Origin of the sequence: uncultured Amphritea sp., assembly GCF_937127095.1 — a bacterium.
GTDB lineage: Bacteria > Pseudomonadota > Gammaproteobacteria > Pseudomonadales > Balneatricaceae > Amphritea.
On sequence record NZ_CAKZLP010000060.1, the window covers coordinates 20,323 to 45,888 of the forward strand.

General features: G+C 51.7%; 21 protein-coding genes. 15 read left to right on the top strand and 6 right to left on the bottom strand.

All coding sequences use genetic code 11. The features are described 5' to 3' along the window. Positions 1-145 precede the first annotated feature (145 nt). The 7 genes from Q0499_RS14710 to Q0499_RS14740 all read left to right on the top strand — a co-directional run bounded on the left by Q0499_RS14710 (position 146) and on the right by Q0499_RS14740 (position 10,914). Entirely contained in the window at positions 146-1,555 is a 1,410-nt protein-coding gene (locus tag Q0499_RS14710) for a CmpA/NrtA family ABC transporter substrate-binding protein (protein ID WP_299200519.1), read from the top strand. A gap of 106 nt (positions 1,556-1,661) precedes the next feature. Continuing rightward, positions 1,662-2,645 (top strand): ABC transporter permease, encoded by a 984-nt coding sequence (locus Q0499_RS14715; protein ID WP_299200520.1) that lies wholly within the window; start codon positions 1,662-1,664, stop codon positions 2,643-2,645. 18 nt (positions 2,646-2,663) lie between these two features. Then, the gene (locus Q0499_RS14720; RefSeq protein ID WP_299200522.1) at positions 2,664-3,563 is read left to right on the top strand and encodes an ABC transporter ATP-binding protein; all 900 of its coding nucleotides are present in this window, start codon (positions 2,664-2,666) and stop codon (positions 3,561-3,563) included. Positions 3,564-3,932: 369 nt separating this feature from the next. Then, positions 3,933-5,306 carry an FAD-dependent oxidoreductase gene (locus Q0499_RS14725; RefSeq protein WP_299200524.1) on the top strand — a complete coding sequence of 458 codons (1,374 nt, stop codon included), beginning with the start codon at positions 3,933-3,935 and terminating at the stop codon, positions 5,304-5,306. After that, entirely contained in the window at positions 5,303-7,849 is a 2,547-nt protein-coding gene (gene nirB / locus Q0499_RS14730; protein WP_299200526.1) for a nitrite reductase large subunit NirB, read from the top strand. Before Q0499_RS14725 ends, nirB begins: the two co-directional genes overlap by 4 nt. Positions 7,850-7,864: 15 nt before the next feature. Further along, a complete protein-coding gene (gene nirD, locus Q0499_RS14735; protein ID WP_299200528.1) occupies positions 7,865-8,200 on the top strand; it encodes a nitrite reductase small subunit NirD in 336 nt (111 codons plus the stop codon). 41 nt (positions 8,201-8,241) lie between these two features. After that, on the top strand, positions 8,242-10,914 hold the full coding sequence (locus Q0499_RS14740) for a nitrate reductase (RefSeq protein WP_299200530.1): 2,673 nt from the start codon (positions 8,242-8,244) through the stop codon (positions 10,912-10,914). On the opposite strand, the gene Q0499_RS14745 is transcribed toward Q0499_RS14740, so the two are convergent. Further along, positions 10,911-11,306 carry a diacylglycerol kinase gene (locus Q0499_RS14745; RefSeq protein WP_299200532.1) on the bottom strand — a complete coding sequence of 132 codons (396 nt, stop codon included), beginning with the start codon at positions 11,304-11,306 and terminating at the stop codon, positions 10,911-10,913. The genes Q0499_RS14740 and Q0499_RS14745 overlap by 4 nt on opposite strands. Before the next feature lie 86 nt (positions 11,307-11,392). Between Q0499_RS14745 and Q0499_RS14750 the strand changes: the two genes are divergently transcribed. The 4 genes from Q0499_RS14750 (at position 11,393) to Q0499_RS14765 (ending at position 15,827) form a co-directional block, all read left to right on the top strand. Continuing rightward, complete coding sequence (locus tag Q0499_RS14750) at positions 11,393-12,079, top strand: class I SAM-dependent methyltransferase (RefSeq protein WP_299200534.1); 687 nt, start codon at positions 11,393-11,395, stop codon at positions 12,077-12,079. A 272-nt stretch (positions 12,080-12,351) separates the two neighbouring features. Then, the gene (locus tag Q0499_RS14755) at positions 12,352-12,567 is read left to right on the top strand and encodes a hypothetical protein (protein ID WP_299200536.1); all 216 of its coding nucleotides are present in this window, start codon (positions 12,352-12,354) and stop codon (positions 12,565-12,567) included. Positions 12,568-12,991: 424 nt separating this feature from the next. Next, positions 12,992-14,920 (top strand): FAD-dependent monooxygenase, encoded by a 1,929-nt coding sequence (locus tag Q0499_RS14760; RefSeq protein WP_299200538.1) that lies wholly within the window; start codon positions 12,992-12,994, stop codon positions 14,918-14,920. A 154-nt stretch (positions 14,921-15,074) separates the two neighbouring features. Further along, positions 15,075-15,827: a helix-turn-helix transcriptional regulator gene (locus Q0499_RS14765; RefSeq protein WP_299200540.1), complete on the top strand. Its 753-nt coding sequence runs from the start codon at positions 15,075-15,077 to the stop codon at positions 15,825-15,827. Between the two features lie 242 nt (positions 15,828-16,069). On the opposite strand, the gene Q0499_RS14770 is transcribed toward Q0499_RS14765, so the two are convergent. Both Q0499_RS14770 and Q0499_RS14775 read right to left on the bottom strand, forming a co-directional pair. Next, a complete protein-coding gene (locus Q0499_RS14770; protein WP_299200542.1) occupies positions 16,070-16,630 on the bottom strand; it encodes an AAA family ATPase in 561 nt (186 codons plus the stop codon). After that, positions 16,608-17,906 carry a radical SAM protein gene (locus Q0499_RS14775; protein WP_299200544.1) on the bottom strand — a complete coding sequence of 433 codons (1,299 nt, stop codon included), beginning with the start codon at positions 17,904-17,906 and terminating at the stop codon, positions 16,608-16,610. Before Q0499_RS14775 ends, Q0499_RS14770 begins: the two co-directional genes overlap by 23 nt. Positions 17,907-18,375: 469 nt before the next feature. Here Q0499_RS14775 and Q0499_RS14780 point away from each other — a divergent pair, with 469 nt between their 5' ends. The 4 genes from Q0499_RS14780 (at position 18,376) to tal (ending at position 21,501) form a co-directional block, all read left to right on the top strand. After that, positions 18,376-18,816: a hypothetical protein gene (locus tag Q0499_RS14780; protein WP_299200546.1), complete on the top strand. Its 441-nt coding sequence runs from the start codon at positions 18,376-18,378 to the stop codon at positions 18,814-18,816. Beyond that, positions 18,807-19,163, top strand: coding sequence for a hypothetical protein (locus Q0499_RS14785; protein ID WP_299200549.1), 357 nt, complete (start codon positions 18,807-18,809; stop codon positions 19,161-19,163). Before Q0499_RS14780 ends, Q0499_RS14785 begins: the two co-directional genes overlap by 10 nt. A 269-nt stretch (positions 19,164-19,432) precedes the next feature. Then, positions 19,433-20,518: a tRNA dihydrouridine(20/20a) synthase DusA gene (gene dusA / locus Q0499_RS14790; RefSeq protein WP_299200551.1), complete on the top strand. Its 1,086-nt coding sequence runs from the start codon at positions 19,433-19,435 to the stop codon at positions 20,516-20,518. Between the two features lie 26 nt (positions 20,519-20,544). Continuing rightward, positions 20,545-21,501: a transaldolase gene (tal, locus tag Q0499_RS14795; RefSeq protein WP_299200553.1), complete on the top strand. Its 957-nt coding sequence runs from the start codon at positions 20,545-20,547 to the stop codon at positions 21,499-21,501. 63 nt (positions 21,502-21,564) lie between these two features. Here tal and Q0499_RS14800 read toward each other — a convergent pair whose 3' ends face one another. From Q0499_RS14800 to Q0499_RS14810, 3 genes are all read right to left on the bottom strand, one after another. Next, the gene (locus Q0499_RS14800) at positions 21,565-23,022 is read right to left on the bottom strand and encodes an NAD-dependent succinate-semialdehyde dehydrogenase (RefSeq protein WP_363317808.1); all 1,458 of its coding nucleotides are present in this window, start codon (positions 23,020-23,022) and stop codon (positions 21,565-21,567) included. 113 nt (positions 23,023-23,135) lie between these two features. After that, entirely contained in the window at positions 23,136-24,344 is a 1,209-nt protein-coding gene (locus Q0499_RS14805; protein ID WP_299200555.1) for a CaiB/BaiF CoA-transferase family protein, read from the bottom strand. Next, complete coding sequence (locus tag Q0499_RS14810; RefSeq protein WP_299200557.1) at positions 24,344-25,531, bottom strand: acyl-CoA dehydrogenase; 1,188 nt, start codon at positions 25,529-25,531, stop codon at positions 24,344-24,346. The genes Q0499_RS14805 and Q0499_RS14810 overlap by 1 nt, the downstream gene beginning before the upstream one ends. Positions 25,532-25,566 lie beyond the last annotated feature (35 nt).

The window sequence follows — 25,566 nt, forward strand, 5'->3', positions numbered from 1 at the left end:
TTAAGGTTGGCAACAAAAACAATTTTCAGGAATCGGCTGTTGCCGGTTTCACACATGACAACGACGTCTGCTCTTACCGATAGTTTTATCGGCAGGGGCAGGCGTTTTTTTTTTGAGCTTTTTACGCAAATCCAGGAGCCACACTATGACTCACACACTGCTTTCTAACATGATAAAGCGCCGCACACTGCTGCAAAACGTGGTTAAAACCTTGGGGGCGGTTGCGGTCGGCAGCCTGCTGACGCTGAGTTCTGCCCAGGCAACCGTGGGCGAACCGGAAAAAGAGGAGCTGAAGTTCGGCTTTATTAAACTGACCGATATGGCCCCCCTCGCCATCGCCTATGAAAAAGGTTACTTCGAGGATGAAGGCCTCTATGTGCAGCTGGAAGCTCAGGCAAACTGGAAAGTGCTGCTGGACCGGGTGATTGATGGTCAGCTGGATGGCGCACACATGCTGGCAGGCCAGCCGCTGGGGGCAACCATCGGTTTCGGTACTCAGGCACATATCATTACCGCGTTCAGTATGGACCTGAACGGCAACGCCATTACTGTTTCTAACGACATCTGGGAACAGATGAAACCCTATGTGGATAAAGATGCCGATGGCAAGCCGGTGCATCCAATCAAAGCGGACGCGCTGAAGCCGGTGGTTGACGCTTATAAAGCCCAGGGCAAGCCTTTCAAAATGGGCATGGTGTTTCCGGTATCCACCCATAACTACGAGCTGCGTTACTGGCTGGCCGCCGGTGGTATCCACCCCGGTTATTATGCGCCAATGCGCGGCGATACGGCCGGACAGATCGATGCGGATGCTCTGCTCTCTGTGACGCCGCCACCGCAGATGCCCTCCACCATGGAAGCCGGAACTATTTTCGGCTATTGCGTTGGCGAGCCCTGGAACCAGCAGGCGGTGTTTAAAGGCATCGGTGTACCGGTCATCACCGATTATGAGATCTGGAAAGACAACCCTGAGAAAGTGTTTGGCGTATCCAAAGCCTGGGCTGACCAGTATCCCAACACCCACATCCGCGTGGTTAAAGCGATGATCCGCGCAGCCAAATGGCTGGATGACAACAACAACGGCAACCGCCCTGAAGCGGTCGACATTCTCTCCCGTCCGGAATATGTCGGTGCGGATTACGATGTTATCGCCAACTCCATGACCGGTACCTTTGAATATGAGAAGGGTGATAAGCGCGAAGTCCCTGACTTCAACGTCTTCTTCCGTCACAACGCCACCTACCCTTACTACTCAGACGCTATCTGGTATCTGACCCAGATGCGCCGCTGGGGCCAGATCGCTGAGCCCAAGTCTGATGAGTGGTTTATGGAAACCGCGAAAAAGGTTTACCGTCCGGACATCTATGCGATAGCGGCCCAGGAACTGATTGCTGAGGGTAAGCTGAAGGCCAGTGAGTTCCCTGATTTTGCCACTGAAACCGGCTTCAAGACACCGCAGACCGGGTTTATTGATGGCGTGACCTACGACGGCCATCAGCCGAATGATTACCTGACTAAATTTAAGATCGGCCTGAAACCTGATAGTAAAATTTAAAGTACGGCGCGGGCATTCCTGCATACGCTGAGTGCCCGTCTACAGCATCAACGCCCCCGAAAGAAAACCAAAGGGTCGCGGGTGAGCGACCCGTTGGAGAGTAATTATGAGTAGCATCGCACTGAAACTGTTAAAGCCATTAGGCTTACCCGATAAGCTGAATCTGGCGTCCCTGATCAAAGCGCTGGTCGTGCCTATGAGCGGTATTCTGATCTTCCTGTTTATCTGGAATGTCGGTGCCCGGAATATCCATACCTCACTGGGGGAGTTTCCTGGCCCCACACAGGTATATGAGCAGGGCCTTAACCTGCTGGATGAACATAACAGAGAGCGTCAGAAAGAGGCAGACTTCTACCAGCGCCAGGATGATCGCAATGCTAAAAAGCTGGAGAAAAACCCCGAGGCAGAGATCAAAATTCGTGGATATACCGGCAAAGCGACCTTTATCGATCAGATCGGCACCAGCCTGATCACGGTGTTAGCGGGCTTTTTTGCAGCATCACTGATCGCTATCCCGGCGGGCATTGTGATAGGCCTGAATAAAACTCTCTACAGTGCTTTTAACCCGGTGATTCAACTGTTCAAACCAGTGTCCCCACTGGCCTGGTTACCCCTGGTGACGATGGTGGTCAGTGCCGTATATGTCAGTGATGATCCGATGTTTGCGAAATCCTTTATTACCTCACTGATCACCGTTTCGCTGTGCTGCCTCTGGCCCACTCTGCTGAACACTGCTGTCGGTGTCTCTACCATCAGCGCCGACCTCAACAATGTCAGTAAGGTGCTGCGGCTGTCGTGGTTAACCCATGTGATCAAGATTGTTATCCCCTCCGCTATCCCGATGATTTTCACCGGTCTGCGGCTGTCACTGGGGATCGCCTGGATGGTGCTGATCGCCGCCGAGATGCTGGCGCAAAACCCGGGGCTGGGTAAGTTTGTCTGGGATGAGTTCCAGAACGGCAGTTCCAACTCACTGGGACGTATTATGGTGGCGGTGCTGGTGATCGGCCTGATCGGTTTTATGCTCGACCGCATCATGCTGATGCTGCAAAAGAAAGTCTCCTGGGATAAGACCCAGGAATTACGTTAACCGGTAAGGAGAAAGATCATGGCAACTAAAACACATCTGGAGCTTACCGGTGTCGATATCGATTTTCCGACGCCCAGCGGCCCGTTCAAGGCACTGAGCAATGTTAACCTGAAGATCGAACGGGGCGAGTTTGTCTCCCTGATCGGTCATTCCGGTTGTGGTAAATCCACCGTACTGAATATCGTTGCCGGTTTGTATCAGGCCACCCAGGGCGGCGTGCTGTTAGATGGCAAAGAGGTGAATGAGCCCGGTCCGGAACGGGCCGTGGTGTTTCAGAACCACTCCCTGCTACCCTGGCTGACCGCGTATGAGAACGTTGAACTGGCGGTAAAGCAGGTCTTTAAAAACAGCAAATCCAAAGCGGAGATGAAGGAGTGGATCGAGCACAACCTGCATCTGGTGCATATGGATCATGCGATGCATAAACGCCCGGATGAGATCTCCGGCGGGATGAAACAGCGGGTGGGTATCGCCCGGGCGCTGGCGATGGAACCCACCGTGATGCTGATGGATGAACCGTTCGGCGCGCTGGACGCCCTCACCCGTGCGCACCTGCAGGACTCGCTGATGGAGATTCAGGCCGACCTGAATAACACCGTGATTATGATCACCCACGATGTTGACGAGGCAGTATTGTTATCTGATCGCATCGTGATGATGACCAACGGCCCGGCGGCCACGGTGGGTGAGATACTTGAGGTGAAACTGGAACGCCCACGACATCGTCTGGCGCTGGCGGATGATCCTGAATATAACCACTATCGCGCTGCGGTTTTGAGCTTCCTCTATGAGAAACAGAGAAAGCCGGTTGAAGGCAATGCAGCTCCGGTGGCAACGGACACGAAGCAGAACTCAGTTGCAGCGACCGCAGAGGAAACCGCGGCAAAGACGGTGCTTGCGGATGAACAGGCCGCCTGACTAAAACGCTTTGATGATCAATTTCAGCCCGGCAACTGCCGGGCTTTTTTTCGACTGGCTGTTTACTGCACTTATCTCGTTCCCACGCTCCTGCGTGGGAATGCATACGCCCCCTGAAGTTACCTTTCTGTGCACACAAAGCAACAATCGCCCCAACACAGTGCAATAAACCGGGGGGATTTGATTAGAAAAACAACTTAAATAAATTAACATATTGATTTATATATGATTTTAAATTTCAGGCACACTCCCTGCTATATACAGAGAGCCTATCTTAGGCTTCTCATATTTTTTGGACAATGGTGTTCATCCTCCAGTACTTCGCACTCGTACTGGTCGGTGAATGCCATTTTTTTTTGGATTTTTTTTATGCCCAAAGCAGATCTTATCATTATCGGTAACGGCATGGCCTGCGGTCGGTTGCTGGACGAGATTCTGAAGCGTGATGCGGATCGCTTCCGCATCACCGTCTTCGGCGCCGAAGGCTACGCCAACTACAACCGCATTATGTTATCTCCGGTACTTGCCGGTGAGATCACCGCAGAACAGATTGTCACGCACTCAGAGCAGTGGTATCGGGATAATCAGATTACCCTGCACAGTGACGATCCGGTGATTGAGATTGATGCAGAAAACCGGACGCTGACCTGTCAGAGCGGCCGCCTGTTCAGCTATGACGCACTGGTATTAGCCACCGGCTCTGAGCCGATCATTCCTCCGGCGGCCCGCAACTGTGATCTGGACGGCATCCTCAGTTTCCGTAATCTGGCAGATATTGACCGGATTATGCAGAAAGTCAGTCAGATTCGTCATGCAACGGTGGTCGGTGGCGGATTACTCGGTCTTGAAGCCGCCTGGGGACTGCGTCAACAGGGGCTGGAAGTCACCGTCATTCATCGTGGCGGCTGGTTGCTAAACCGGCAGCTAGACCCGGCAGCTGGAGAGTTGTTAAAGCAGTCACTGGAATCACGGGGTATCCGCTTCCACCTCAATGCTGAAATCCACCAGTTTGATACTAACCCGACAATATCTTCTGATGAGAGCTCTGCCCTGCGGTCCGCAGGCTCAAAAAGCAAAGCATCTCCACCCCCTAAAACCCTGCAGAAAATCACCCTCAGCGACGGCACGGTGATCAACACCGGGCTCGCCGTGATCGCCATCGGTATCTCCCCCAACCACCAGCTGGCAAAGATCAGCGGACTCGATTGCGACAGAGGGATTCTGGTTAATGACCGGATGCAGAGTTCTCATCAGAATATATATGCCCTGGGCGAATGCACCCAGTTTGGCAACCATACCTTTGGCCTGGTCGCCCCCCTGTGGGATCAGGCTGCGGTACTGGCTGACCAGCTGTGTCTGACAAACGATAGCCGCTTCAGTGTCCAGCCCTGCGCCACCAAACTGAAGGTGTCCGGCATCGACCTGTTTTCTGCTGGCGAGTTTCTTGACTCCCCTGAGACTGAATCGGTGGTCTGTCAGGACAGCAGCAGCGGTGTTTACCGCAAACTTATTTTCCGCAACCAGGTACTCACCGGTGCTGTGCTTTATGGCGCAGTTAACGACGGTAACTGGTATTTCGAACTGATTCAGCAGTCGCAGCAAATACAACATCTGAGCCCGGACCTTATTTTTGGCCGACGCTATTGCGACGCTGAATTAATCACCCCATTCACCCCTGCCGGTGTCGAAGAGATCCAGACTTCAGCACCTGAATTACGTCTGGCAACAGGAGCAACCCTATGAGCAAAACAAAACTGGTTATCGCCGGAAACGGCATGGTTGGCCATCAGTTTCTTCAAAGCCTGGCAGACAGCGGCCGCTTACATGATTTCGACGTCACCGTCTTTTGCGAAGAAACCCGGCTGGCCTATGACCGGGTGCATCTGAGCGCTTACTTCTCCGGTGCAACCGCAGAAGATCTGGCGATGGGGAATGCTGACACCTACCGTAACTGGGGACTGACTGTACTCACCGGTGAAACCGTCACCGGGATCGACAGAGAATATAAATCGGTAACCACCGATAAAGGCCGCGAACTGAGCTACGACAAGTTGGTGCTGGCAACCGGGTCCTATCCGTTTGTGCCTCCGGTTCCCGGTCATGACCGCCCGCAGTGCCTGGTGTATCGAACCATTGATGATCTCGATGCCATCGCCGCCGCCGCAAAAAACTCTAAAATCGGCACCGTGGTTGGGGGTGGTTTGCTGGGTCTGGAAGCGGCTAAAGCGCTAACCGATCTGGGACTGGAAACCCATGTGGTGGAGTTTGCTCCACGTTTGATGGCCGTGCAGCTGGATAACGGTGGCGGCGCGATGCTACGGCAGAAGATCGAAGCACTGGGTGTGAAAGTGCATACAGAGAAAAATACTCAGCTGATCGATGCTGGTGAGCAGTGTTTCCACAAGATGAACTTTGCCGATGGTGAAGTGCTGGAAACCGACCTGATTCTGTTCTCTGCCGGCATCCGCCCCCGTGACGAACTGGCGCGTCAGAATGGTCTGGAGGTCGGTGAGCGTGGCGGTATTGTGATCAACAACGTCTGCCAGACCTCTGACCCGTCTATCTACGCCATTGGTGAGTGCGCCCTGTGGAACAAGCAGATCTTCGGCCTGGTCGCACCCGGCAATCAGATGGCGAAAGTGGCGCTGTCTCATCTGCTGGATGGCAGCGATAGTTTCACCGGCGCCGATATGAGCACCAAACTGAAACTGATGGGGGTTGATGTCGCCAGCATCGGCGATGCCCACGGCAATACGCCGGGATCACGCAACTACACCTTTGTCGATGAGCGTGCCGAAGTTTACAAAAAACTGGTGGTGTCAGAGGATGGCAAAATTCTGCTGGGCGCTATTCTGGTGGGCGAAGCTGAACAGTACGGCACCCTGCTGCAATATATGCTCAACGGTATTCACCTGCCGGAATACCCGGACACCCTGATTCTGCCCAACCGGGGCGACGACAAACAAACCGGCCTGGGGGTTGCCGCACTGCCAGAAACCGCGCAGATCTGTTCCTGCCATGATGTCAGCAAAGCCGATGTCCGCATGGCGCTGGATAGTGGCTGTTGCACTCTGGCCGATGTCAAAGGCGCCACCAAAGCGGCCACCGGCTGTGGCGGTTGCTCTGCCCTGCTAACCGATCTGGTGAATCACGAACTGGAAGAGATGGGTGTCGAAGTTAACCGCGACCTGTGCGAACACTTCCCCTATACCCGTCAGGACCTCTATAACATCATCCGCATCGAAGAGATCCACAGCTTTGATGAACTGCTGGAAAAACATGGCCGTGGTCACGGTTGTGAAATCTGCCGTCCAGCGGCGGGTAGTATTCTGGCCTCCTGCTGGAACGATTATATCCTGACGGAAAACAACGTCAGCCTGCAGGACACCAACGACACCTTTATGGCGAATATGCAGAAGGATGGCACCTATTCGGTGGTGCCCCGGGTGGCGGGCGGCGAAATCACCGCCGATAAGCTGATCGTGCTGGGTCAGGTAGCGAAGAAATATAACCTCTATAGCAAGATTACCGGCGGCCAGCGGGTCGACCTGTTTGGTGCCCGGCTGGAGCAACTACCGGATATCTGGCAAGAGCTGATCGACGCTGGCTTTGAAACCGGGCACGCCTACGGTAAATCGCTGCGTACTGTTAAATCCTGCGTTGGCAGTACCTGGTGCCGCTTTGGTGTGGATGACAGTGCCGGTCTGGCGATCGATCTGGAGAACCGTTACAAAGGTCTGCGCGCACCGCACAAAATCAAATTTGCGGTGTCCGGCTGCACCCGTGAATGTGCTGAAGCACAGAGTAAGGATATCGGCGTGATCGCCACCGAAAAAGGCTGGAACCTCTACGTCTGCGGTAACGGCGGCATGAAGCCCCGCCACGGTGACCTGTTTGCCACCGACCTCGACCGGGACACACTGATCCGTTACATCGACCGCATCCTGATGTTCTACATCAAAACCGCCGACCGTCTGCAGCGCACCTCCGTGTGGATGGAAAACATGGAGGGTGGTCTGGACTACCTTCGCCAGGTAATTATCAGTGACACGCTGAACCTAGCCGAAGAGCTGGAGCAGCAGATGGATCATGTTGTCGATACTTATCAGTGCGAGTGGAAAACCACCCTGGAAGATCCGCAAGCACTGAAGCGGTTCCGCCATTTCGTTAACTCCGACGCCCCTGACAGCAACATTGTATTCGTCGAAGAACGCCAACAGATCCGCCCGGCGACCCCCCAGGAAAAAGCTGAAATCCAGGCTGAACCGATCAAACTGGTCAGCTGAAACGAGGACGATAAGATGACTACACACGCCCACTGGACTGCCGTATGCAGCCAAAACAAACTGGTGCCCGATTCAGGTATCTGTGCCCTGATAGATGATCAACAGGTTGCCCTGTTCTATGTCAAAAAAGAGCAGGCCGTGTTTGCCATTGCCAACCATGACCCGTTCAGCCAGGCGAATGTGCTGTCACGGGGCCTGATCGGCTCTAAAGGGGATAACCTGTTTGTCGCCTCACCGGTTTATAAACAGCATTTCTGTCTTAAAACCGGTCGCTGTCTGGATGATGAAACCACCCAGATTCAAACCTGGCCTGCCCGGATTGAGAATGGGCTGGTCGAAGTCTTTTTCTAAAGCTCTTTTTTTCAAACAACGTCACCCAGGAAATCGTATCAATGACCACGGCAATCAGCCCGGAAACCTGCGAGGTAAAAACCACCTGCCCTTACTGTGGAGTGGGCTGTGGTGTTAATGCCAGGGTCAGTGATAACCGGCTGATTGCAGTCAGCGGCGACAAGCACCATCCGGCCAACCTCGGCCGTCTCTGCGTCAAAGGCTCAGCCCTGCATGAGACCACAGACCTGCAGGGAAGATTGCTGCAACCACAGATTAAGGGACAACCCGCGTCATGGGAACAGGCAATCAATAAAGTCGCCCAGTGGTTTAAGGAGATCATCGCAGAACATGGCCCCGACTCAGTAGCGTTGTACCTTTCAGGCCAGATTCTCACCGAAGATTATTACGTCGCTAATAAGCTGATGAAGGGCTTTATCGGCTCGGCTAATGTCGATACCAATTCCCGCCTCTGTATGTCCTCCGCAGTGGCGGCCCACAAGCGGGCATTCGGTGCCGACCTGGTGCCCGGTTGCTATGAAGACCTGGAGCTGACCGATCTGTTGCTACTGGTCGGCTCGAATACTGCCTGGGCACATCCGGTGGTCTATCAACGGATTGTGGCGGCCAAAAAAGCCCGTCCAGAGATGAAGATTGTGGTGATCGACCCTCGTCAGACCGCCACCTGCGATATTGCCGATCTGCATCTGTCACTCAAACCCGGCAGCGACGGTTATCTGTTTACCGGCCTGCTGAGTTATCTGGCGGACAACAGTGCCCTGGATGCCTCCTTTATCAACAACCACACTGAAGGCTTTGACAACGCCCTGCTGGCGGCGAATCAGCTGACCGGCAGTGTGGCAGAATCCGCCCAACTATGTGGTCTGAATAAGACCGATCTGGGTCAGTTATATGACTGGTTTAGCCGCACTGAAAAAGTCGTCACCCTGTTCTCTCAGGGGATCAATCAGTCCTCCTCCGGCGTCGATAAGGGCAATGCGATCATCAACTGTCATCTGGCCAGCGGCAAGATAGGCAAACCGGGTGCAGCGCCCTTCTCCATTACCGGGCAGCCGAATGCGATGGGTGGCCGGGAGGTCGGCGGGCTGGCCAATCAGCTGGCGGCACACATGGATTTCAGTGATCCCGCCAATATCGAACTGGTTGAGAGCTTCTGGGAAGCACCGCAGATCGCCCGTAAAGAGGGCCTGAAAGCGGTGGATATGTTTCAGGCTGTCCATGATGGGCACATCAAAGCGATCTGGATTATCGGCACCAATCCGGTGGTCAGTATGCCGGACGCCGATTTCGTCCGCGAGGCGCTGCAACGCTGCGAGTTAGTGGTGGTGTCCGATTGCATGGAGAAAACCGATACCACCGCCTGCGCCGATGTACTGCTGCCCGCCACCGGTTGGGCAGAGAAAGATGGCACTGTAACCAATTCCGAACGGGTGATATCCCGGCAGCGGGGCTTTCTTAAACCCGCTGGCAACAGCCGCCACGACTGGCAGATTATCACAGCAGTCGCCAGAGCGATGGGCTTTGAAGCAGGCTTTCGCTTCAGTTCACCCGGGGAGATCTTTGCCGAACATGCTGCATTATCCGGCTTTCACAACAACGGCAAACGCTGCTTTGATATCTCGGGCCTGTCAGCACTTTCAGAACGCGAGTATGACCAGCTGAAACCGGTCAGATGGCCCTGTGTTAAAGGTGAAAAACACAATCCCGTCAGATTATTCAGTGATGGAGAGTTCAACACCCCCTCCGGCCGGGCGCGGATGTTGCCGATCATGCCGGCAGCACCGCTGAATCAGACCTCACCAGCGTACCCTCTGATTCTCAATACCGGTCGTATCCGTGACCAGTGGCACACCATGACTCGCACGGGCAAAGCCAGTCGACTGCTGAATCATATCGACCAGCCCTTCGTCGAGTTATCAGCGGATGACGCAGAGACATACGGAATCATTGAGAATGATCTGGTCGAGGTCGCCAGCACACAGGGGCGCTGTGTGGTTCGCTCAAAGATAGCCAAAGGACAATCAGCGGGCTCACTGTTTATGCCGATCCACTGGAACGCGCAGTTTGCCTCTCAGGCACGGGTAGACAGTTTGTTTGCCTCGATAAAAGACCCTATCTCCGGTCAGCCAGAAGCTAAGCACTGCCCGGTCACTCTCCGTAAACTGAATACGGCTTGGCAGGGGGTGCTGATCAGCGATAAAGCGCTGACTGAGCTACCCTGTGAATATTGGTGCAAAGTGCCGCTGGAAAAGGGATTTCGATATGAACTCGCGGGCTTAACCCTGCCGCAAAACTGGCCCTCATGGCTGGAGAGTCAGCTTGAGATTGGCACTGACCGGATAGAACTGAACTCATCAAATAACTACCGTCTGGCCTGCTTTAACGCGCAACAGCCACAACTGCTGTTTTTCGCCTCCAGCGACAGGGTATCAACACAAGCACTGCCAAACAGCGCCTGGCTGAGTAAGCAGTTTACTCAGATCACCGGCACAGCGGCTCAACGGATGTCACTGCTGGCCGGAAAGCCAGTGGATAGCAGTGATGACGCTGGCGCTATCATCTGCAGCTGTTTTGAAGTGGGGGAAGACACCATTCGCCGGGCGATCAGTCAGGGAGCCAACTCCACCGAGCAGTTGGCAACGCAGCTGAAATGTGGCAGTAATTGCGGCTCTTGTCTGCCGGAGATCAGAGCGCTGCTCAGCTGGTTTCGTTAAAACAGCGCTTTGACGACATCCAGATAACCATTATCCCAGGCGACACCGGCCCACACCACCCAGGTCATATTGAGCATCATAAACACCGCAGCAGACCCCATATCTTTGGCCCGCCCCGCCAGTTCGTGGTATTCCGGCCCCCAGCGATCCACCACCGCCTCTATCGCTGAGTTAACAATCTCAAACGCCAGCACCAGAAAACAGCAGGACAACAACAGTGCCAGCTGAATACCGGACTGAGCCAGCCAGAAAGCCGCGGGCAGCATAACCACAAGCGCACAGACCTCATAGCGAAAAGCAGGCTCTTCCTGCCAGGCCGCTTTAATCCCCTGCATGGAATATTTCGTGGCAAAATAGAAACGTTTAACACCGGTACGCTTAATCTGATGCATCTGAATAGCAACTTTTAGTTTGCGAAGTCGGCATTAAAACATGAAAATAATGACACTACTATGGTCAGCGGGACACTGTAACAAAGATGCAAAAAACCACTGAATATCTGCGCCACCACCACGGTGGTGATGGCGATAAAGCCGCCGAAAAAACCGTTCAAAGCTACGCTAAAAATCATGATGCGGATTTTCGGCAGTTCTGGGACCGTCATTGCGCCGCGCATCTGTCTGATCAGGCATCAGTGATCGATCTCGGCTGCGGCACCGGCCTGTGGCTCAACGAACTGGCACAAACCTATCCACAGGCAAAACTGACCGGTTTTGAGCTGGCCCCCTACATGCTGAAGCGGATGGACAATCTGGCAACCAATGTAGAGATCATCAGTGATGACCTGAACAACCCTACAACCGAGTTGGCGGATAACTCGGTGGATATCGTTCTGGCGAATCTGTTAATACATGAACTGCACCAGCCGGTTACGCTGTTCTGTAAACTGCGCCGCTGGCTGAAACCCGGTGGCGTTTTCATCCTCTGCGATATGGTGCGCCAACCTTTGGCGGATTATCTGCAACATCAATATGCCGATATCGACCTGGCGAGCCAGACACCCGACTACGACGTATTAGTGAACGCCTTTCAGCATTTTCAGGAGCATAATCGTTACCATCCGGACGATCTCATACAGTTGCTGCAGCAGTGTGGATTTAAAATCGCCGCCGCCGATACCTTTAAAAATGGCCGTGCGGTCAGAATTGCTGCAATATCAGTTTAAAAACAAATGGTTTGAGTGCTATAGTTAGCGTCTGCGCAACCCGATCAGAGACTATTTTCAGCGCTGATTCAAGAGCTGGCTCAATTACTGACTTAAGAGCTGACTTAAGAACTGACTTAAGAACTGAATTAAGAACTGACCTTAAAAACTAGCAACAATAAACACCTCTCTGACAAGCTGTTGCGCAGTCTACCAAGGATGTATTTTTGATCTGCAACCACTGCAGAAGCGTATGGAATAGATCGTTTCTCTCAGGAAAGTTAAAATATCCGATGCTTAGTAATGAAGTAGATGAACAGCTGAGTCATCTCAGTCTGGAACAATTAAATAATCTGCTGGAAAAAGTTAAACTGAAAACCGCAGAAAAAAAGCAGGCCATCAAAGCTGCCAGTAAAGCGCCTCCCCGTACCCATAACGACATTCAGAAACTTGCTGAACTGCAGGGCCTCGATCTGAGTGGTCTGATGCGGGAAATATCAAGACGTTAACCGCCAACCAGGCCTTGTAACTGACCTTGTAACTGACCGCTGATAAAAATACTGCTCTACATAACTAATTTCTCAGTATGGTCTTGATGATAAACACGATAGACCATCAAACAACGACTTGATTTAATTAGACTCATTAAATCAAGTCGTAAAATCGTAGCGACTCAAAAGCACAATACTGGCCGTCCGGACAGGGCATACCTGTGCCCGGAATAAATGATTGATGCCCTGCTCTGATCGCGGCCTCGCCGCTCGCTCGAGCGGCCCTGTTGATAGTCATCACTCAAGCGTCCCCATTTTTAGGGGACAAGCTCACTGAACTTATCCACGTAAACTCTCCATCATCAACAATTGATGAATGCCAACACCCGACATACAAAAACAATACTGGCCAGCGAATACGCCGAGCTAAGAGGATTATGTGATGCAGTATCATCTCAATGGGTTTAAACCCGGCAACTACCAAATTGCAGACTCAGCCCGGCAACCCGCCGCTGCGCCACCGATTGTAAATATGCCCAAAGAAGTGGACGTTTTAATTGTCGGCTGTGGGCCTGCAGGCCTGGCGTTGGCAAGACAGCTATCAGAGTTCACAGACATTACAACCTGTATCGTTGAGCAGAAACCCGGGCCGCTTCTATTTGGCCAGGCTGATGGTATCTCCTGTCGCACAATGGAGATTATGGAAGCCTTTAACAGCAGCGAACTGCTGGTTAAAGAGACCTATCAACTACACCAGAATGCATTCTGGGAGCCGGATGCCCAACACCCCGAGAACATTAAGCGTACCCACAAAGTGCGCGATGCACGACTGGGTCTCTCCGAATTTACTCATGGGGTTGTTAATCAGGCACGGCTACACGATATCTTGCTCGAAGGCATGGCGAACTCGGTAACGCACCTTATTCCACATTATAACCGTCGGCTGCTTGAGCTGGAGGTTGATAAAAGTCTCACCCAGAATTTGAGTGCACACCCCATCAAGGCCACCTTTGAACGCAACGATGCAACGCAATCATCCAGCGTCGAGACCATTAAAGCACGCTATGTTGTCGGTTGTGATGGTGCACGCAGTGCAGTGCGTAAAAACCTGGGAATTGAACTACAGGGCGACTCAGCTAACAAAGCCTGGGGCGTGATGGATGTTCTGCTGGTCACGGACTTCCCGGACATCCGGGTGAAGAGCTTTATCCAGTCCAGAGACAACGGCGCGGTAATGATCGTCCCCCGCGAGGGTGGCTACCTGGTCCGCCTCTATGTCGAGCTTGATCTGCTGGACAAGGGTCATAGAGCGTCCGAGCTTAATCTGACTGTCGACAATATTATCGCCAAGGCGAAACTGATCCTGAACCCTTATCAACTGGAGGTTAAGGAAGTTGCCTGGTGGTCAATCTACGAAGTGGGTCAGCGTGTTGCTGAGAGTTTCGACGACACCCCGGCGGGTAACCCACAAGGCCTGATTCCGCGTGCGTTTGTGGCCGGAGATGCCTGCCATACACACAGCCCCAAAGGGGGTTGGGGGTTGAATACGTCGTTGCCTGACACCTTTAACCTGGGCTGGAAACTGGCCGCTGTGTTGCAGGGCAAGTCTGATCCACGGTTGCTGCAAACCTATGAAGCAGAGCGTCGCAAAGTCGCCTTTATGCTGATCAATGCCGACCGTGAAATGTCAGCCCTGGTCGCCACGCGCCCAACGGCAAACAAGGATTCACAGCCGGTCAAAAAGAGCACGGCAGATATTGAGCAATTCGTTGCCCGCCAGAATGGATTTATTGCCGGGACATCGATTAGCTACGATCAATCCTATCTCTGTACCGGTCACGAAAACCAGCACCTGGCAACCGGCTTTCATATTGGTGAACGCTTCCATTCAGCCGTTGCGGTTCGGGTGGCGGATGGCTGCCCGGTGCACCTGGGCCACCTGAATAAAGCTGATGGCCGCTGGCGTCTCTTTATCTTTGGCAATCAGCAATCTCCTCTGGAGGCAACCTCCGACTCAGGCAGATTGGTCGACTTCCTGGCAAACGCTGAAACCTCACCGGTGCAGAAATATACGCCTGCAGGTTCGGACATCGACTCGGTGATTGATGTTTATGCAGTATTCCAGCAGCAAGATCTGTCAATCGAATCGATGCCTGAATTCCTCTGGCCTGCCAAGGGCAGGTATGGTTTGAGAGATTACGAAAAGATATTCCGCACTGACCAGGGTATGGATATTTTTGAGCAGCGGGGTATCGATCGTGCCAGCGGTTGTATGGTGGTGCTGCGACCCGATCAGCATATTGCCACTATCGTCCCGCTGAATGCTCATGATCAACTGAGTGCGTTCTTTAATGGTTTTATGATTTCATAAGGTGACGACTAAAGCGCCTCTCAAGCAATCATTTCGGAGGCGCCAACCCACTCACGAAGAGACACTGTAATCAAAAGGTTGATCAAGCCCTGCTGCGTGAGTTAATTCAGCTGTAGCACTATACTTGGCTTTATTTCAGCTATCAGAGGTCAACATGCACAGCTCTCGAGATATTTGGCCAGATATAGCTGTGCAGGTTGCCGGCTGCATAGACCGGCTCGGCAGCGGTGAGTTTTATCCCCGCTTCTTTCAAATGATGAAAACCCTCGCCCAGATCGATCAGTATATGGTGTTCGAATTCTCCCCCAATGGGGATTACGCGACCTGTCGACTGGCGCATAATGTCGAGCATCCGGATCTGGGACTCCAGCTGGCTTCCCTCTACCTGGATGGCGCCTATCTGGATGACCCGATGTTAAAAGAGCTGAAGCAGTCCGTCCTCTCTCAAACGGACGCAGCACCCTACCGCTTGTTGGCGAAACGGCAACTGCCTCCCGTTTATCGCCGACGTTTTTTTAACGTCCCCAACTTCGATACCAAGTTCTCATTAGTCGTACTGGACCGAACAAGCCAGCATATCTTTTATGTCAACTTTTACAGCAAGAAAGAGGATGGCTTTGCTGAAGGTCAGCTTGACTCGCTAAAACAAATATCCTCACTGATAGGGTCGTTACTGTTAAAACATTTTCGTGATGAGCGTAAACAGCGCGGCATGATTAAATCCCTGCTCGCCTCGGGCCTTTCGGAGCGGGAAGCTCAGATCTGCAATATGATCCTGCAGGGCCATACCGCGAAATCAATTGGCAACGAGCTTGAACTGTCAGAATCAACCGTCATCACCTACAAAAAAAGAGCGTTCAAAAAGCTAAAGATCAATCGAAAATCCGACCTGGTCCGGTTTGTGTAATGAGAGCCGGACAATATCTTGCTTCCGGTGTGACAATACCATGATGTAATCATAGTTTAGTCTGAACTAATGTAGCTGAGACGCCAGATTTATCAATAGAAAACCTGAAACAGATCATTGAAGTTCTTACAAAATAATAATATCACCAAGAACTATTGACGATCCGGCCTACCCCGATTTTTCGGGATAAGCCAGCAGGAATTTTGACGTTAAGGTTTTCCTAAAAAATAGTACTTAATAAATTAGCTTAGATGACTTTGAATACATGCATAAACCTGCGCAAGAGCCTCCTCTTCAGTCAACCCACTCAAATCTAGCTCCGTATCAATACGTTGCCGTAACTCAACTAACACCCGTTGACGAAAAATAGGATTCAATGTTTCCAAATCTTCATCGCTTGCCCCCCTCTTAATCAGGCGACTCTGGCGCTCCTGTTCGTCCAACGTCAGTAAAATAGTTAAATCAGGTTTTATAGATTTAGATAAGGACGCATCCAGGTCCATAGCTATACCTCGCGCTACGGCATAAGCAATTGTCGAAGCACTATAGCGGTCCATTACTACGTTTTCTCCGACTTGCCGAAAACTTGAAGCCTTTTCTCCTTCAGCTTGCACGGTAGCAGCATAGAAAAGCGCTCGTGCTATTTGGGATTGGCCCAACCCCTTGATGATTTTCTCTCGAATAAGCTGAAGCTCTGATCCAGGAGTGCTCATAAAGTTATAGTCATAATGATGGGCTAGCATCTTTGCCAGAGTTGTTTTGCCGACACCATCTAGTGCTTCAAGCACGATAAAAAATGCCATAATTCGATCCCTCCGGCTCATCAATAATACAACGTATGTTCGAAGCGTCTGCCAATGCTTTCATTTGTAGATACTCAGCGTGATTAAAGCTATTACTGGCGATGACATGTGGAATAGTTTCGTCTGTGGACTCCACTAACCCGAAACATTCTCTCTGTTTATCGAGCTCTGTTCCTCGCAAAATCATGAGAGGCCATGCGCGAATTTCTGGCACACCCTGACTCCGGCACCAGGCCAAAGAGCGCCCAAAGCTCTCGACAGTTTGTTCAGGTAACCCGTATATCAATGAAATTTCGAATGGGATGTTACGTGCTTTGAGTTTGTGAATAACTTTCTCGGCTATATCAAGTCGATTTGGCCTACCTATTAGCTTCCCCTCCTCTTGAATTGCAGTTTGTAAGCCAAACTCCAGCACAACTTCCAGTCCTTCAAGAGCATCCAGAAACTCATCTTTTACAGATTCAAACCGGCATTGGAGAGCAAGCTGAGCTGTCAACCCGACATCTCGAAATTGATTAAGAAGTTCAACGGTTCTAGGAGTGTCCAGATGAAAAATAGGATCCAAAATAGATATTCGTTTAACACCCGATTTAGCAAATAAATTCACTTCGTTCTGGATCCGAATAATATCTAATTGCTGCTCTTTAGTTTTAAAACGGCTTCCCGACTCTCTGTGTTGACAGAAGGAGCAACGGAATGGACATCCTCGCATTGTTTCCCAGCGTATGCTCTTCCCTGGGATCAGAATTCCTGTTAGCCACGGTGATGGTAAATCATTTAACGAATGCTCCGCTTTTTCGCCAAGGTCTTTTGTTCCAGAAAAATGAATACCTGCACTCGAGTGTATGCTTTCTGTCGCTAAGGAGACCATCGCTTTTTCGCCATGACCTCGAACAAATATATCGGCATAAGGGTAGTTTAGTTCCAACTGCCCTACCTCCATGTAGGAAATTTGTGGTCCTCCCAATACCTGGGTTGCGTTAGTTACTGTCCGTACAGACTTCGTCAGTTGTTGTGTCTGCTGTTCATTCCAGATAAAAGCACCGATACCAACCAAGCATTCATGACCTAAAGACTCCAATTCATTGATGGTTTCTAATACTCGCCGTTCCAGCGATAAATAGTCAAAATCAGGACTGTTAACCGCATCTTCAATGACTTGATACGGAATTTCTGCTGCTTTCAAAGATGCAGCAATTGATGCGATTCCAAGACTAGAACGCCCGTCCTGTGGACGTTCCCAATCTAATGAAACAAGAACAATATGTTTTTTCATGATCGCACCTCACCACGCATCTGCTTTGGTTAGATGCCAACCATAGTTATGGCAGCATTCGTAGACGCTTAACCGCGCACCACGCTCGTCATAGATACAATTAGCGCGTTTAATCGCCGCTTTATAGGAAAGATACAATTGCTTAGGCCGCCCATTACGATCTTTACAAGAATTACAGGTTTGACTAGGTGTATGCCGACTTTCAGGACATAAATGCCAGTGACCACAATCCTCACATGTATATGGAACCATAGAGTTTTGGTAGGTATTCAGTGCATAATCAGCAGCATGCACTGCTTCACTCTGAGTGAAGTAGGTTTTTAATGGATCACCAGTACGTTTGCTGGTGCAGTTATTGTAAGTCATTGCGTTATCTCCAAAGATTCAATCAATCTGTTTTGTGAAGTACAGATTGATATTGCAACACCCTTTGGGGACATCGTGGGACAGCAGAACAGGGACAAGTTTTATGTCTGAAGTTAGTAATGATTGCTTAACAATCACCTGTCCATCTTGCGATGGGGAAACTCGTATTCGTGCTATTGGAAATAATGCTGGCATCTGCAAAAGCTGCCAGACGAACTTATATGGCCGCAAATTCAAGCAAGTCAAACAACTATCGCAGGGCTTGATTGCTTTAGGTTGTCTTCTTGGTGGTGCCGGTATCAATGAGGTAATGACAGAAACTAGATTACCTGCGTTAGCGGAATACCGTTTGATGGATCTCTGTGTTAATGGTGATAGCAGGGTTTTGAAAAAGTCTATATATTCCAACAAACAGGAAATATGCAGCTGCATTGTCACAAAGGCAGTTGAAGATATAGATCTTACCTGGAAGGTTGTTTCCGCAGAACGATATACAAAATGGCTATTTGATTCGATGAAAGAGGCAGCCCCTCAATGTCGATAATTTCCAAAGAATCAGAGCGCGCTTCACCCGATGATATGAATGAACTTAGATCAGCACTGAAACATGCTGGTATCGATATCAGATCCTTTTGTGAATATTTAGCTGAGAGACTTGCCGAAGTTGGCCATGAAGAGGAGTCGATAGGAGAAAAATATCGAGGTTGGTTCAAGTCTGGACGATTTCCTGAAAAACAATTGTTAAAACAAATGTGGGAGCTTTTGTCTGAGCATGATGACTTCATAAAGTCTCAACAGGTTAAGCCTAATTATGTAAGAGGTATCATTGACAGTGAATTGGAACATGCATTAACCGAGCTTTCTAAAAATATTACTACTCAGTTAAAGTAGTCTTTTCTGAGGTTGGATATTCTCCAGACGACTGATCTTCTTGTTTATCAAAATATGCCTGCGACCCGCCCAAGCCTCACACCTAAACCCCATGCTCAGCAAGCCGTCGTTTATCGAATGTTTTGCTTTCCTGATATATAATCCGCCCTTTCCGCAGATTAAGAATCTGAGTTTTATATGCATGAGATTCTTCCACTGCGGCATGGGGTGTCAATAGTCAGCACTTAGTGCTCCACGAGCCAGTGCTCCATAAAAAAATGGCGCATTTAATGGAGCATTTAATGGAGCACTGCATCCCCCCAAACACCCTAAAACAACCCAATCAGACCAAAAACAAGCCATTGAAAACACCAGCCAAAACAAGCCACAGCCCAGCAACCCCGGGGATTAAGCCGGATAGACGCTTTACCGTTGCGCCCATGATGGAGTGGACGGACCGGCATTGCCGTTATTTCCACCGGATTATCAGCCAGAACGCGGTGCTTTATACCGAGATGGTGACCACCGGCGCGCTGATTCATGGCGACCGGGAGCGGTTTTTGCAGTACAGCCAGCCGGAGCACCCACTGGCACTGCAACTCGGTGGCAGTAATCCCGACGACCTGACTACCTGCAGCCAGATGGCCGAAGAGTTTGGCTATGATGAGGTTAACCTCAATGTGGGTTGCCCCAGCGACCGGGTACAGAACAATATGATCGGGGCCTGCCTGATGGCCCACCCTGCTCTGGTTGCTGAGTGCCTGGAAAAAATGCAGTCAGCCGTGAGCATTCCGGTGACGGTGAAACACCGGCTGGGCATTGATGATATGGACAGCTATGAAGAACTTCATCATTTCGTCTCAATTGTCCGGGAATCCGGCTGTAAGACCTTTATAATCCATGCCAGAAAAGCGATACTTCAGGGGTTAAGTCCGAAAGAAAACCGGGATATACCACCGTTGAACTATGACTGGGTCTACCAGATAAAACAGGCGTTTCCCGATCTGGAAGTGCTGATAAACGGTGGCATCAAAACACTGGATGAAAGCAAAGCACATCTGCAACATGTTGATGGTGTCATGATCGGCCGGGAAGCCTACCACAACCCCTATATGATGGCTGAAGTAGACAAACTCTATAACCCGGACGCGGCAGTGAAAACCCGCTTAGAGATTATTGAACAGATGTACCCCTACATTGAGGAGCAACTGAGTCAGGGTTGCTATCTGGGCCATATTACCCGCCATCTGCTGGGCCTGTTTCACGGCCAGCCTGGCGGACGTCAGTTCCGCCGTTATCTGAGCGAAAATGCTCACAAGGCCGGTGCTGATGTCGACGTTTTGAAACACGCGGTTGCTAAAGTAGCTGCGTTCTAAAAGATTATGGAATAAGGAATATAACAATGGAAAGCCAGCTGGATCAGCTTAAAAAGATGACCACCATTGTTGCCGACACCGGCGACATTAATGCGATCCGCGATCTGAAACCGGTGGATGCAACCACCAACCCCTCCCTGCTGCTGAAAGCCAGTCAGGACCCGGCATACCGCCCCTATCTGGAACAGGCCAAAGCCTGGGCGCTGAGCCAGGGTGGCAGCGATGCCGAACAGCTGGCCAACATGACCGACAAGCTCGCGGTGCTGGCTGGCTGCGAAATACTCTCGCTGATTCCGGGTCGTATCTCCACCGAGGTGGATGCACGCCTGTCGTTTGATACCCAGGCAACGATCATTAAAGCGAAAAAACTGATCGGTCTGTATAACGAAGCGGGTATCGCTAATGAGCGAGTGCTGATCAAGATCGCCTCCACCTGGGAGGGGATCGAAGCGGCCCGCCAGCTGGAAAAAGAGGGTATCAACTGCAACCTGACACTGCTGTTTGGTTTCGCTCAGGCGGTGGCCTGTGCCGATGCCGGAGTGTTTTTGATCTCGCCTTTTGTCGGCCGAATTCTTGACTGGCATAAAGCCAACAGCCCTGAAGGCACTGATCTCAGTGGCCCGAAAGATCCCGGCGTACTCTCCGTCAGCCGGATCTACAACTACTACAAGCAGCACGGTTATAACACCGTGGTCATGGGTGCCAGCTTCCGTAACAGCGAAGAGATTCGTCAGCTGGCGGGCTGTGACCGTCTGACGATCAGCCCCGGGCTGATCGAAGAACTGGCAGAAACCAAGCTACCTCTGGATCAGAAACTGTTTGCCAGTGATCCGCTATGTAATGAAGCGAAAGTTGAAAACAGCGAACAGGCGTTCCGCTGGGCGATGAATGAGGATGCGATGGCCACCGAGAAACTGGCTGAGGGTATTCGCAATTTCGCCGCCGACCAGGTGAAGCTGGAGCAGTTGCTGAGCCAGCTATAACCTGGCCGCTATAAAACGAAAAAACGCATCCGATGGATGCGTTTTTGTTCACCGGCTTGCGTCTTACAACCCGCCCACCAGGGTGTATTTGATCTCCAGGTAGTCATCCATGCCGTACTTAGAACCTTCCCGGCCGGTACCCGACTCTTTGACACCACCGAACGGTGCCACCTCGGTTGACAGAATGCCATCGTTAACAGCGACCATGCCGTACTCCAGCGCTTCAGACACGCGGAAGACACGGGCATAATCGCGGGTAAAGAAGTACGCCGCCAGACCAAACTCAGTGTCATTAGCGATCTGCACCGCTTCCTCTTCAGTGTCAAAACGAAACAGCGGCGCTACCGGGCCAAAGATCTCTTCATGGGCCAGACGCATATCCTGGGTGATATCGGCAACAATGGTCGGTTCGAAGAAGTTGCCACCCAGTGCGTGGGGTTTGCCTCCGGCAATAATGCGCGCGCCTTTCGCCACCGCATCATCAACCATCGCGGTCACTTTATCCAACGCAGCCCGATTGATCAGCGGCCCCTGCTGGAACTCACCTTGCGAACAGTTGCCCACCTGCAGCTTAGCCACCTCTGCCGCATAGCGCTGAGCGAACTCTTCATAGATACCACTCTGAATCAGCAGACGGTTAGCGCACACACAGGTCTGACCGGAATTACGATATTTAGAGGCGATTGCGGCGGGAATCGCTTTATCCAGATCCGCATCGTCAAAGATGATCAGCGGTGCATTACCACCCAGTTCCATCGAGGTTTTCTTCACCGTGTCGGCACACTGACGCATCAGCTGTTTGCCTACCGGTGTGGAACCGGTAAAGGACAGTTTGCGCACCACTGAGCTATCGGTGAGGGTTTTGCCCACTTCGATTGGACGCTTAGTCGTTACAACGTTGATGACGCCTGCTGGAATACCAGCGCGGTCTGCCAGCTCCATCAACGCCAGCGCCGATAGCGGCGTATCTTCAGCGGGCTTGATAATCATGGTGCAGCCCACCGCCAGTGCCGGCGCACATTTACGGGTGATCATCGCATTGGGGAAGTTCCAGGGGGTGATCGCTGCCGTTACGCCAATCGGCTCTTTGGTGACGATAATGCGCTTGTCCGCTGCATGGGACGGGATAACATCACCGTAGGCCCGTTTGCCCTCTTCCGCATACCATTCGATAAACGATGCGCCATACAATACTTCACCGGCGGATTCTGCAATCGGTTTGCCCTGTTCAGCGGTCATCAGAATAGCCAGATCGTCTTTGTTGGCAACGATCAGTTCAAACCACTTACGTAACAGCACTGAACGCTCTTTAGCGGTTTTCTTTTTCCAGCTTTTAAAGGCGATGTCAGCGGCCACGATGGCGGCTTCGGTTTCTTCCGCTCCCAGGTCTGGCACGGTGGCGATCTGCTCACCGGTGGCTGGATTCAGTACCACATTGGTTTCGCCGTTCAGTGCATCGATCCACTGACCGTTTACGTAGGCTTGTTGCTTTAACAATGAAGGGTCTTTAAGGGTAATCATATGTGACTCCAAAAACAGCAATGCCGCCCGATAGTGATATCCGGGCGAGCATCAGAATACAGAACTATACAATTTAACTATAAACAAGCATCTTAACGGTCATTCACTGAGTATCAAGCGACAACCTTTTGTGCTTTTAATTGTGCGATCTCTTGTTCAGACAACCCCAGTCCGGCCAACACCTTATCGGTATGCTGTCCCAGTGTGGGTGGAGCCGCGTTGTACTCTATCGGGGTGTGCGAAAATTTCACCGGACTGGCAACACCCGGCACACTTCCACAGTCTGGATGAGGCAGATCAACCTGCATCTGCCGATGTTTCACCTGCGGATCAGCAAACACTTTATCCAGCGTATTGATCGGCCCGCACGGCACACCGTGTAGCCCCAGATTTTCCAGCCACCAGTCACTGCTATGACTGCGCATCATCTCAGCCACCAGCGGCGTCAGCTCGGCACGATTTTCAACCCGCAGCGAGTTGGTGGTAAAAGCCGGGTTATCCGCCAGCTCCGGCGCACCTGCCAGCGTACAGAATTTGGCAAACTGACCGTCATTGCCCACCGCCAGAATGATGTGACCATCAGCTGTCGGAAACGCCTCATAGGGGACGATATTCGGATGGGCATTCCCCAGACGTACCGGCGGCTTGCCACCCACCAGGTAGTTCATCGCCTGATTCGCCAGCGTCGCCACCTGTACATCCAGCAGTGCCATATCGATATGCTGGCCGATACCGCTCTCGTTCCGATGCAGCAAAGCAGCCTGAATAGCATTACAGGCATATAAGCCTGTCATCACATCCACCAGGGCGACGCCGACCTTCATTGGCTGACCATCGGGATCTCCGGTGACGCTCATCAGACCGCCCATCGCCTGGATCATAAAGTCATAACCGGCCCGTTGCGCATAGGGACCGTCCTGACCAAAACCGGTGACAGAGCAGTAGATCAGCCCGGGATTAACCGTTTTCAGGCTGGCATAGTCGAGACCATATTTTTTCAGGCCACCGACTTTATAATTCTCAATAACAACATCGACCTCAGCCGCCAGACGCTTAATCAGCGCCTGCCCCTCAGGGCTTGTCATATCAATCGCAATCGAGTGTTTGCCCCGATTCGCCGCATGAAAATACGCTGCGTCCGTGGGGTTACCATCCTGGTCCTTCACAAACGGAGGCCCCCAGCCACGGGTATCATCACCGCAGCCAGGACGCTCCACCTTAATCACTTCGGCTCCGAAATCTGCCAGCATCTGGCCGGCCCAGGGGCCTGCCAGAATACGACTGAGATCGAGTACTTTGATATGACTCAGCGCGCCAGCCATCAGAAGAACGCCTGAATGCCTGTCATCGCACGACCCAGAATCAGGGCGTGAATATCATGCGTACCTTCGTAGGTATTCACCGCTTCAAGGTTCATCACATGACGAATCACGCCAAACTCATCGGAGATGCCGTTACCGCCGTGCATATCCCGGGCAACCCGGGCGATATCCAGAGACTTACCACAGTTGTTGCGCTTCATCAGCGAGATCAGTTCAACCGGGCAACGATTGTCATCCATCAGACGGCCCATCTGCAGACAGCCCTGTAGACCCAGAGAGATCTCAGTTTGCATGTCAGCCAGTTTCTTCTGCACCAGCTGGTTTGCAGCCAATGGACGCTGGAACTGAATCCGGTCAAGGGTGTACTGACGGGCAGCGGTCCAGCAGAACTCAGCCGCACCCAGTGCTCCCCAGGCGATACCGTAACGGGCTTTGTTCAGACAGCCAAACGGACCGGCCAGTCCTTCAACATTCGGCAGCAGGTTTTCGTCAGGCACAAACACATCCGCCATAACGATCTCACCAGTCACAGAGGCGCGCAGAGAGAACTTACCCTCAATCTTAGGCGCACTCAGTCCCGGCATACCTTTTTCCAGAACAAAACCGCGAACCACGCCGTCCAGCTTCGCCCAGACGACAAACACATCGGCAACCGGCGAGTTGGTAATCCACATCTTCGCGCCTTTGAGGATGTAACCACCATCCACTTTGGTTGCGCGGGTTTTCATGTTATTTGGATCAGAACCCACATCCGGCTCGGTCAGACCAAAACAGCCGATCCACTCACCTGATGCAAGTTTAGGCAGATATTTCATGCGCTGTTCTTCACTACCGTAAGCGTAGATCGGGTGCATCACCAGTGAAGACTGCACCGACATAGCCGAACGATAACCACTGTCGACCCGCTCAACTTCACGGGCAACCAGGCCGTAACATACATAGTTAACTTCTGAACCACCGTACTGCTCTGGTAGCGTAGATCCCAGTAAGCCAAGTTCACCCAGCTCCTGCATAATTTCGGTGTGGAAAATCTCGTTACGGTTTGCTTCAGTCACCCGCGGTAACAACTGACCCTGACAGTAATCACGAGCGGCATCACGTACCATGCGCTCCTCTTCGGTCAGTTGAGTTTCCAGGGAGAACGGATCTTCCCAGTTAAATGCAGGCTTTGTAGAAGATTTGCTCATGGAACACGCCTCTTGCTTCTCGTTGTGTGCAGCCA

Bases quoted from the DNA above. Each gene is read 5' to 3' on its own strand.
- Q0499_RS14775 (WP_299200544.1), bottom strand. From the start codon at position 17,906: ATGAAAAAACATATTGTTCTTGTTTCATTAGATTGGGAACGTCCACAG.
- Q0499_RS14800 (WP_363317808.1), bottom strand. From the start codon at position 23,022: ATGATTACCCTTAAAGACCCTTCATTGTTAAAGCAACAAGCCTACGTA.
- Q0499_RS14805 (WP_299200555.1), bottom strand. From the start codon at position 24,344: ATGGCTGGCGCGCTGAGTCATATCAAAGTACTCGATCTCAGTCGTATT.
- Q0499_RS14740 (WP_299200530.1), top strand. From the start codon at position 8,242: ATGACCACGGCAATCAGCCCGGAAACCTGCGAGGTAAAAACCACCTGC.
- Q0499_RS14725 (WP_299200524.1), top strand. From the start codon at position 3,933: ATGCCCAAAGCAGATCTTATCATTATCGGTAACGGCATGGCCTGCGGT.
- Q0499_RS14760 (WP_299200538.1), top strand. From the start codon at position 12,992: ATGCAGTATCATCTCAATGGGTTTAAACCCGGCAACTACCAAATTGCA.
- tal (WP_299200553.1), top strand. From the start codon at position 20,545: ATGGAAAGCCAGCTGGATCAGCTTAAAAAGATGACCACCATTGTTGCC.
- Q0499_RS14765 (WP_299200540.1), top strand. From the start codon at position 15,075: ATGCACAGCTCTCGAGATATTTGGCCAGATATAGCTGTGCAGGTTGCC.
- Q0499_RS14710 (WP_299200519.1), top strand. From the start codon at position 146: ATGACTCACACACTGCTTTCTAACATGATAAAGCGCCGCACACTGCTG.
- Q0499_RS14785 (WP_299200549.1), top strand. From the start codon at position 18,807: ATGTCGATAATTTCCAAAGAATCAGAGCGCGCTTCACCCGATGATATG.
- Q0499_RS14780 (WP_299200546.1), top strand. From the start codon at position 18,376: ATGTCTGAAGTTAGTAATGATTGCTTAACAATCACCTGTCCATCTTGC.
- nirD (WP_299200528.1), top strand. From the start codon at position 7,865: ATGACTACACACGCCCACTGGACTGCCGTATGCAGCCAAAACAAACTG.
- Q0499_RS14810 (WP_299200557.1), bottom strand. From the start codon at position 25,531: ATGAGCAAATCTTCTACAAAGCCTGCATTTAACTGGGAAGATCCGTTC.
- Q0499_RS14755 (WP_299200536.1), top strand. From the start codon at position 12,352: ATGCTTAGTAATGAAGTAGATGAACAGCTGAGTCATCTCAGTCTGGAA.
- nirB (WP_299200526.1), top strand. From the start codon at position 5,303: ATGAGCAAAACAAAACTGGTTATCGCCGGAAACGGCATGGTTGGCCAT.
- Q0499_RS14715 (WP_299200520.1), top strand. From the start codon at position 1,662: ATGAGTAGCATCGCACTGAAACTGTTAAAGCCATTAGGCTTACCCGAT.
- Q0499_RS14770 (WP_299200542.1), bottom strand. From the start codon at position 16,630: ATGGCATTTTTTATCGTGCTTGAAGCACTAGATGGTGTCGGCAAAACA.
- Q0499_RS14720 (WP_299200522.1), top strand. From the start codon at position 2,664: ATGGCAACTAAAACACATCTGGAGCTTACCGGTGTCGATATCGATTTT.
- dusA (WP_299200551.1), top strand. From the start codon at position 19,433: ATGGAGCATTTAATGGAGCACTGCATCCCCCCAAACACCCTAAAACAA.
- Q0499_RS14745 (WP_299200532.1), bottom strand. From the start codon at position 11,306: ATGCATCAGATTAAGCGTACCGGTGTTAAACGTTTCTATTTTGCCACG.
- Q0499_RS14750 (WP_299200534.1), top strand. From the start codon at position 11,393: ATGCAAAAAACCACTGAATATCTGCGCCACCACCACGGTGGTGATGGC.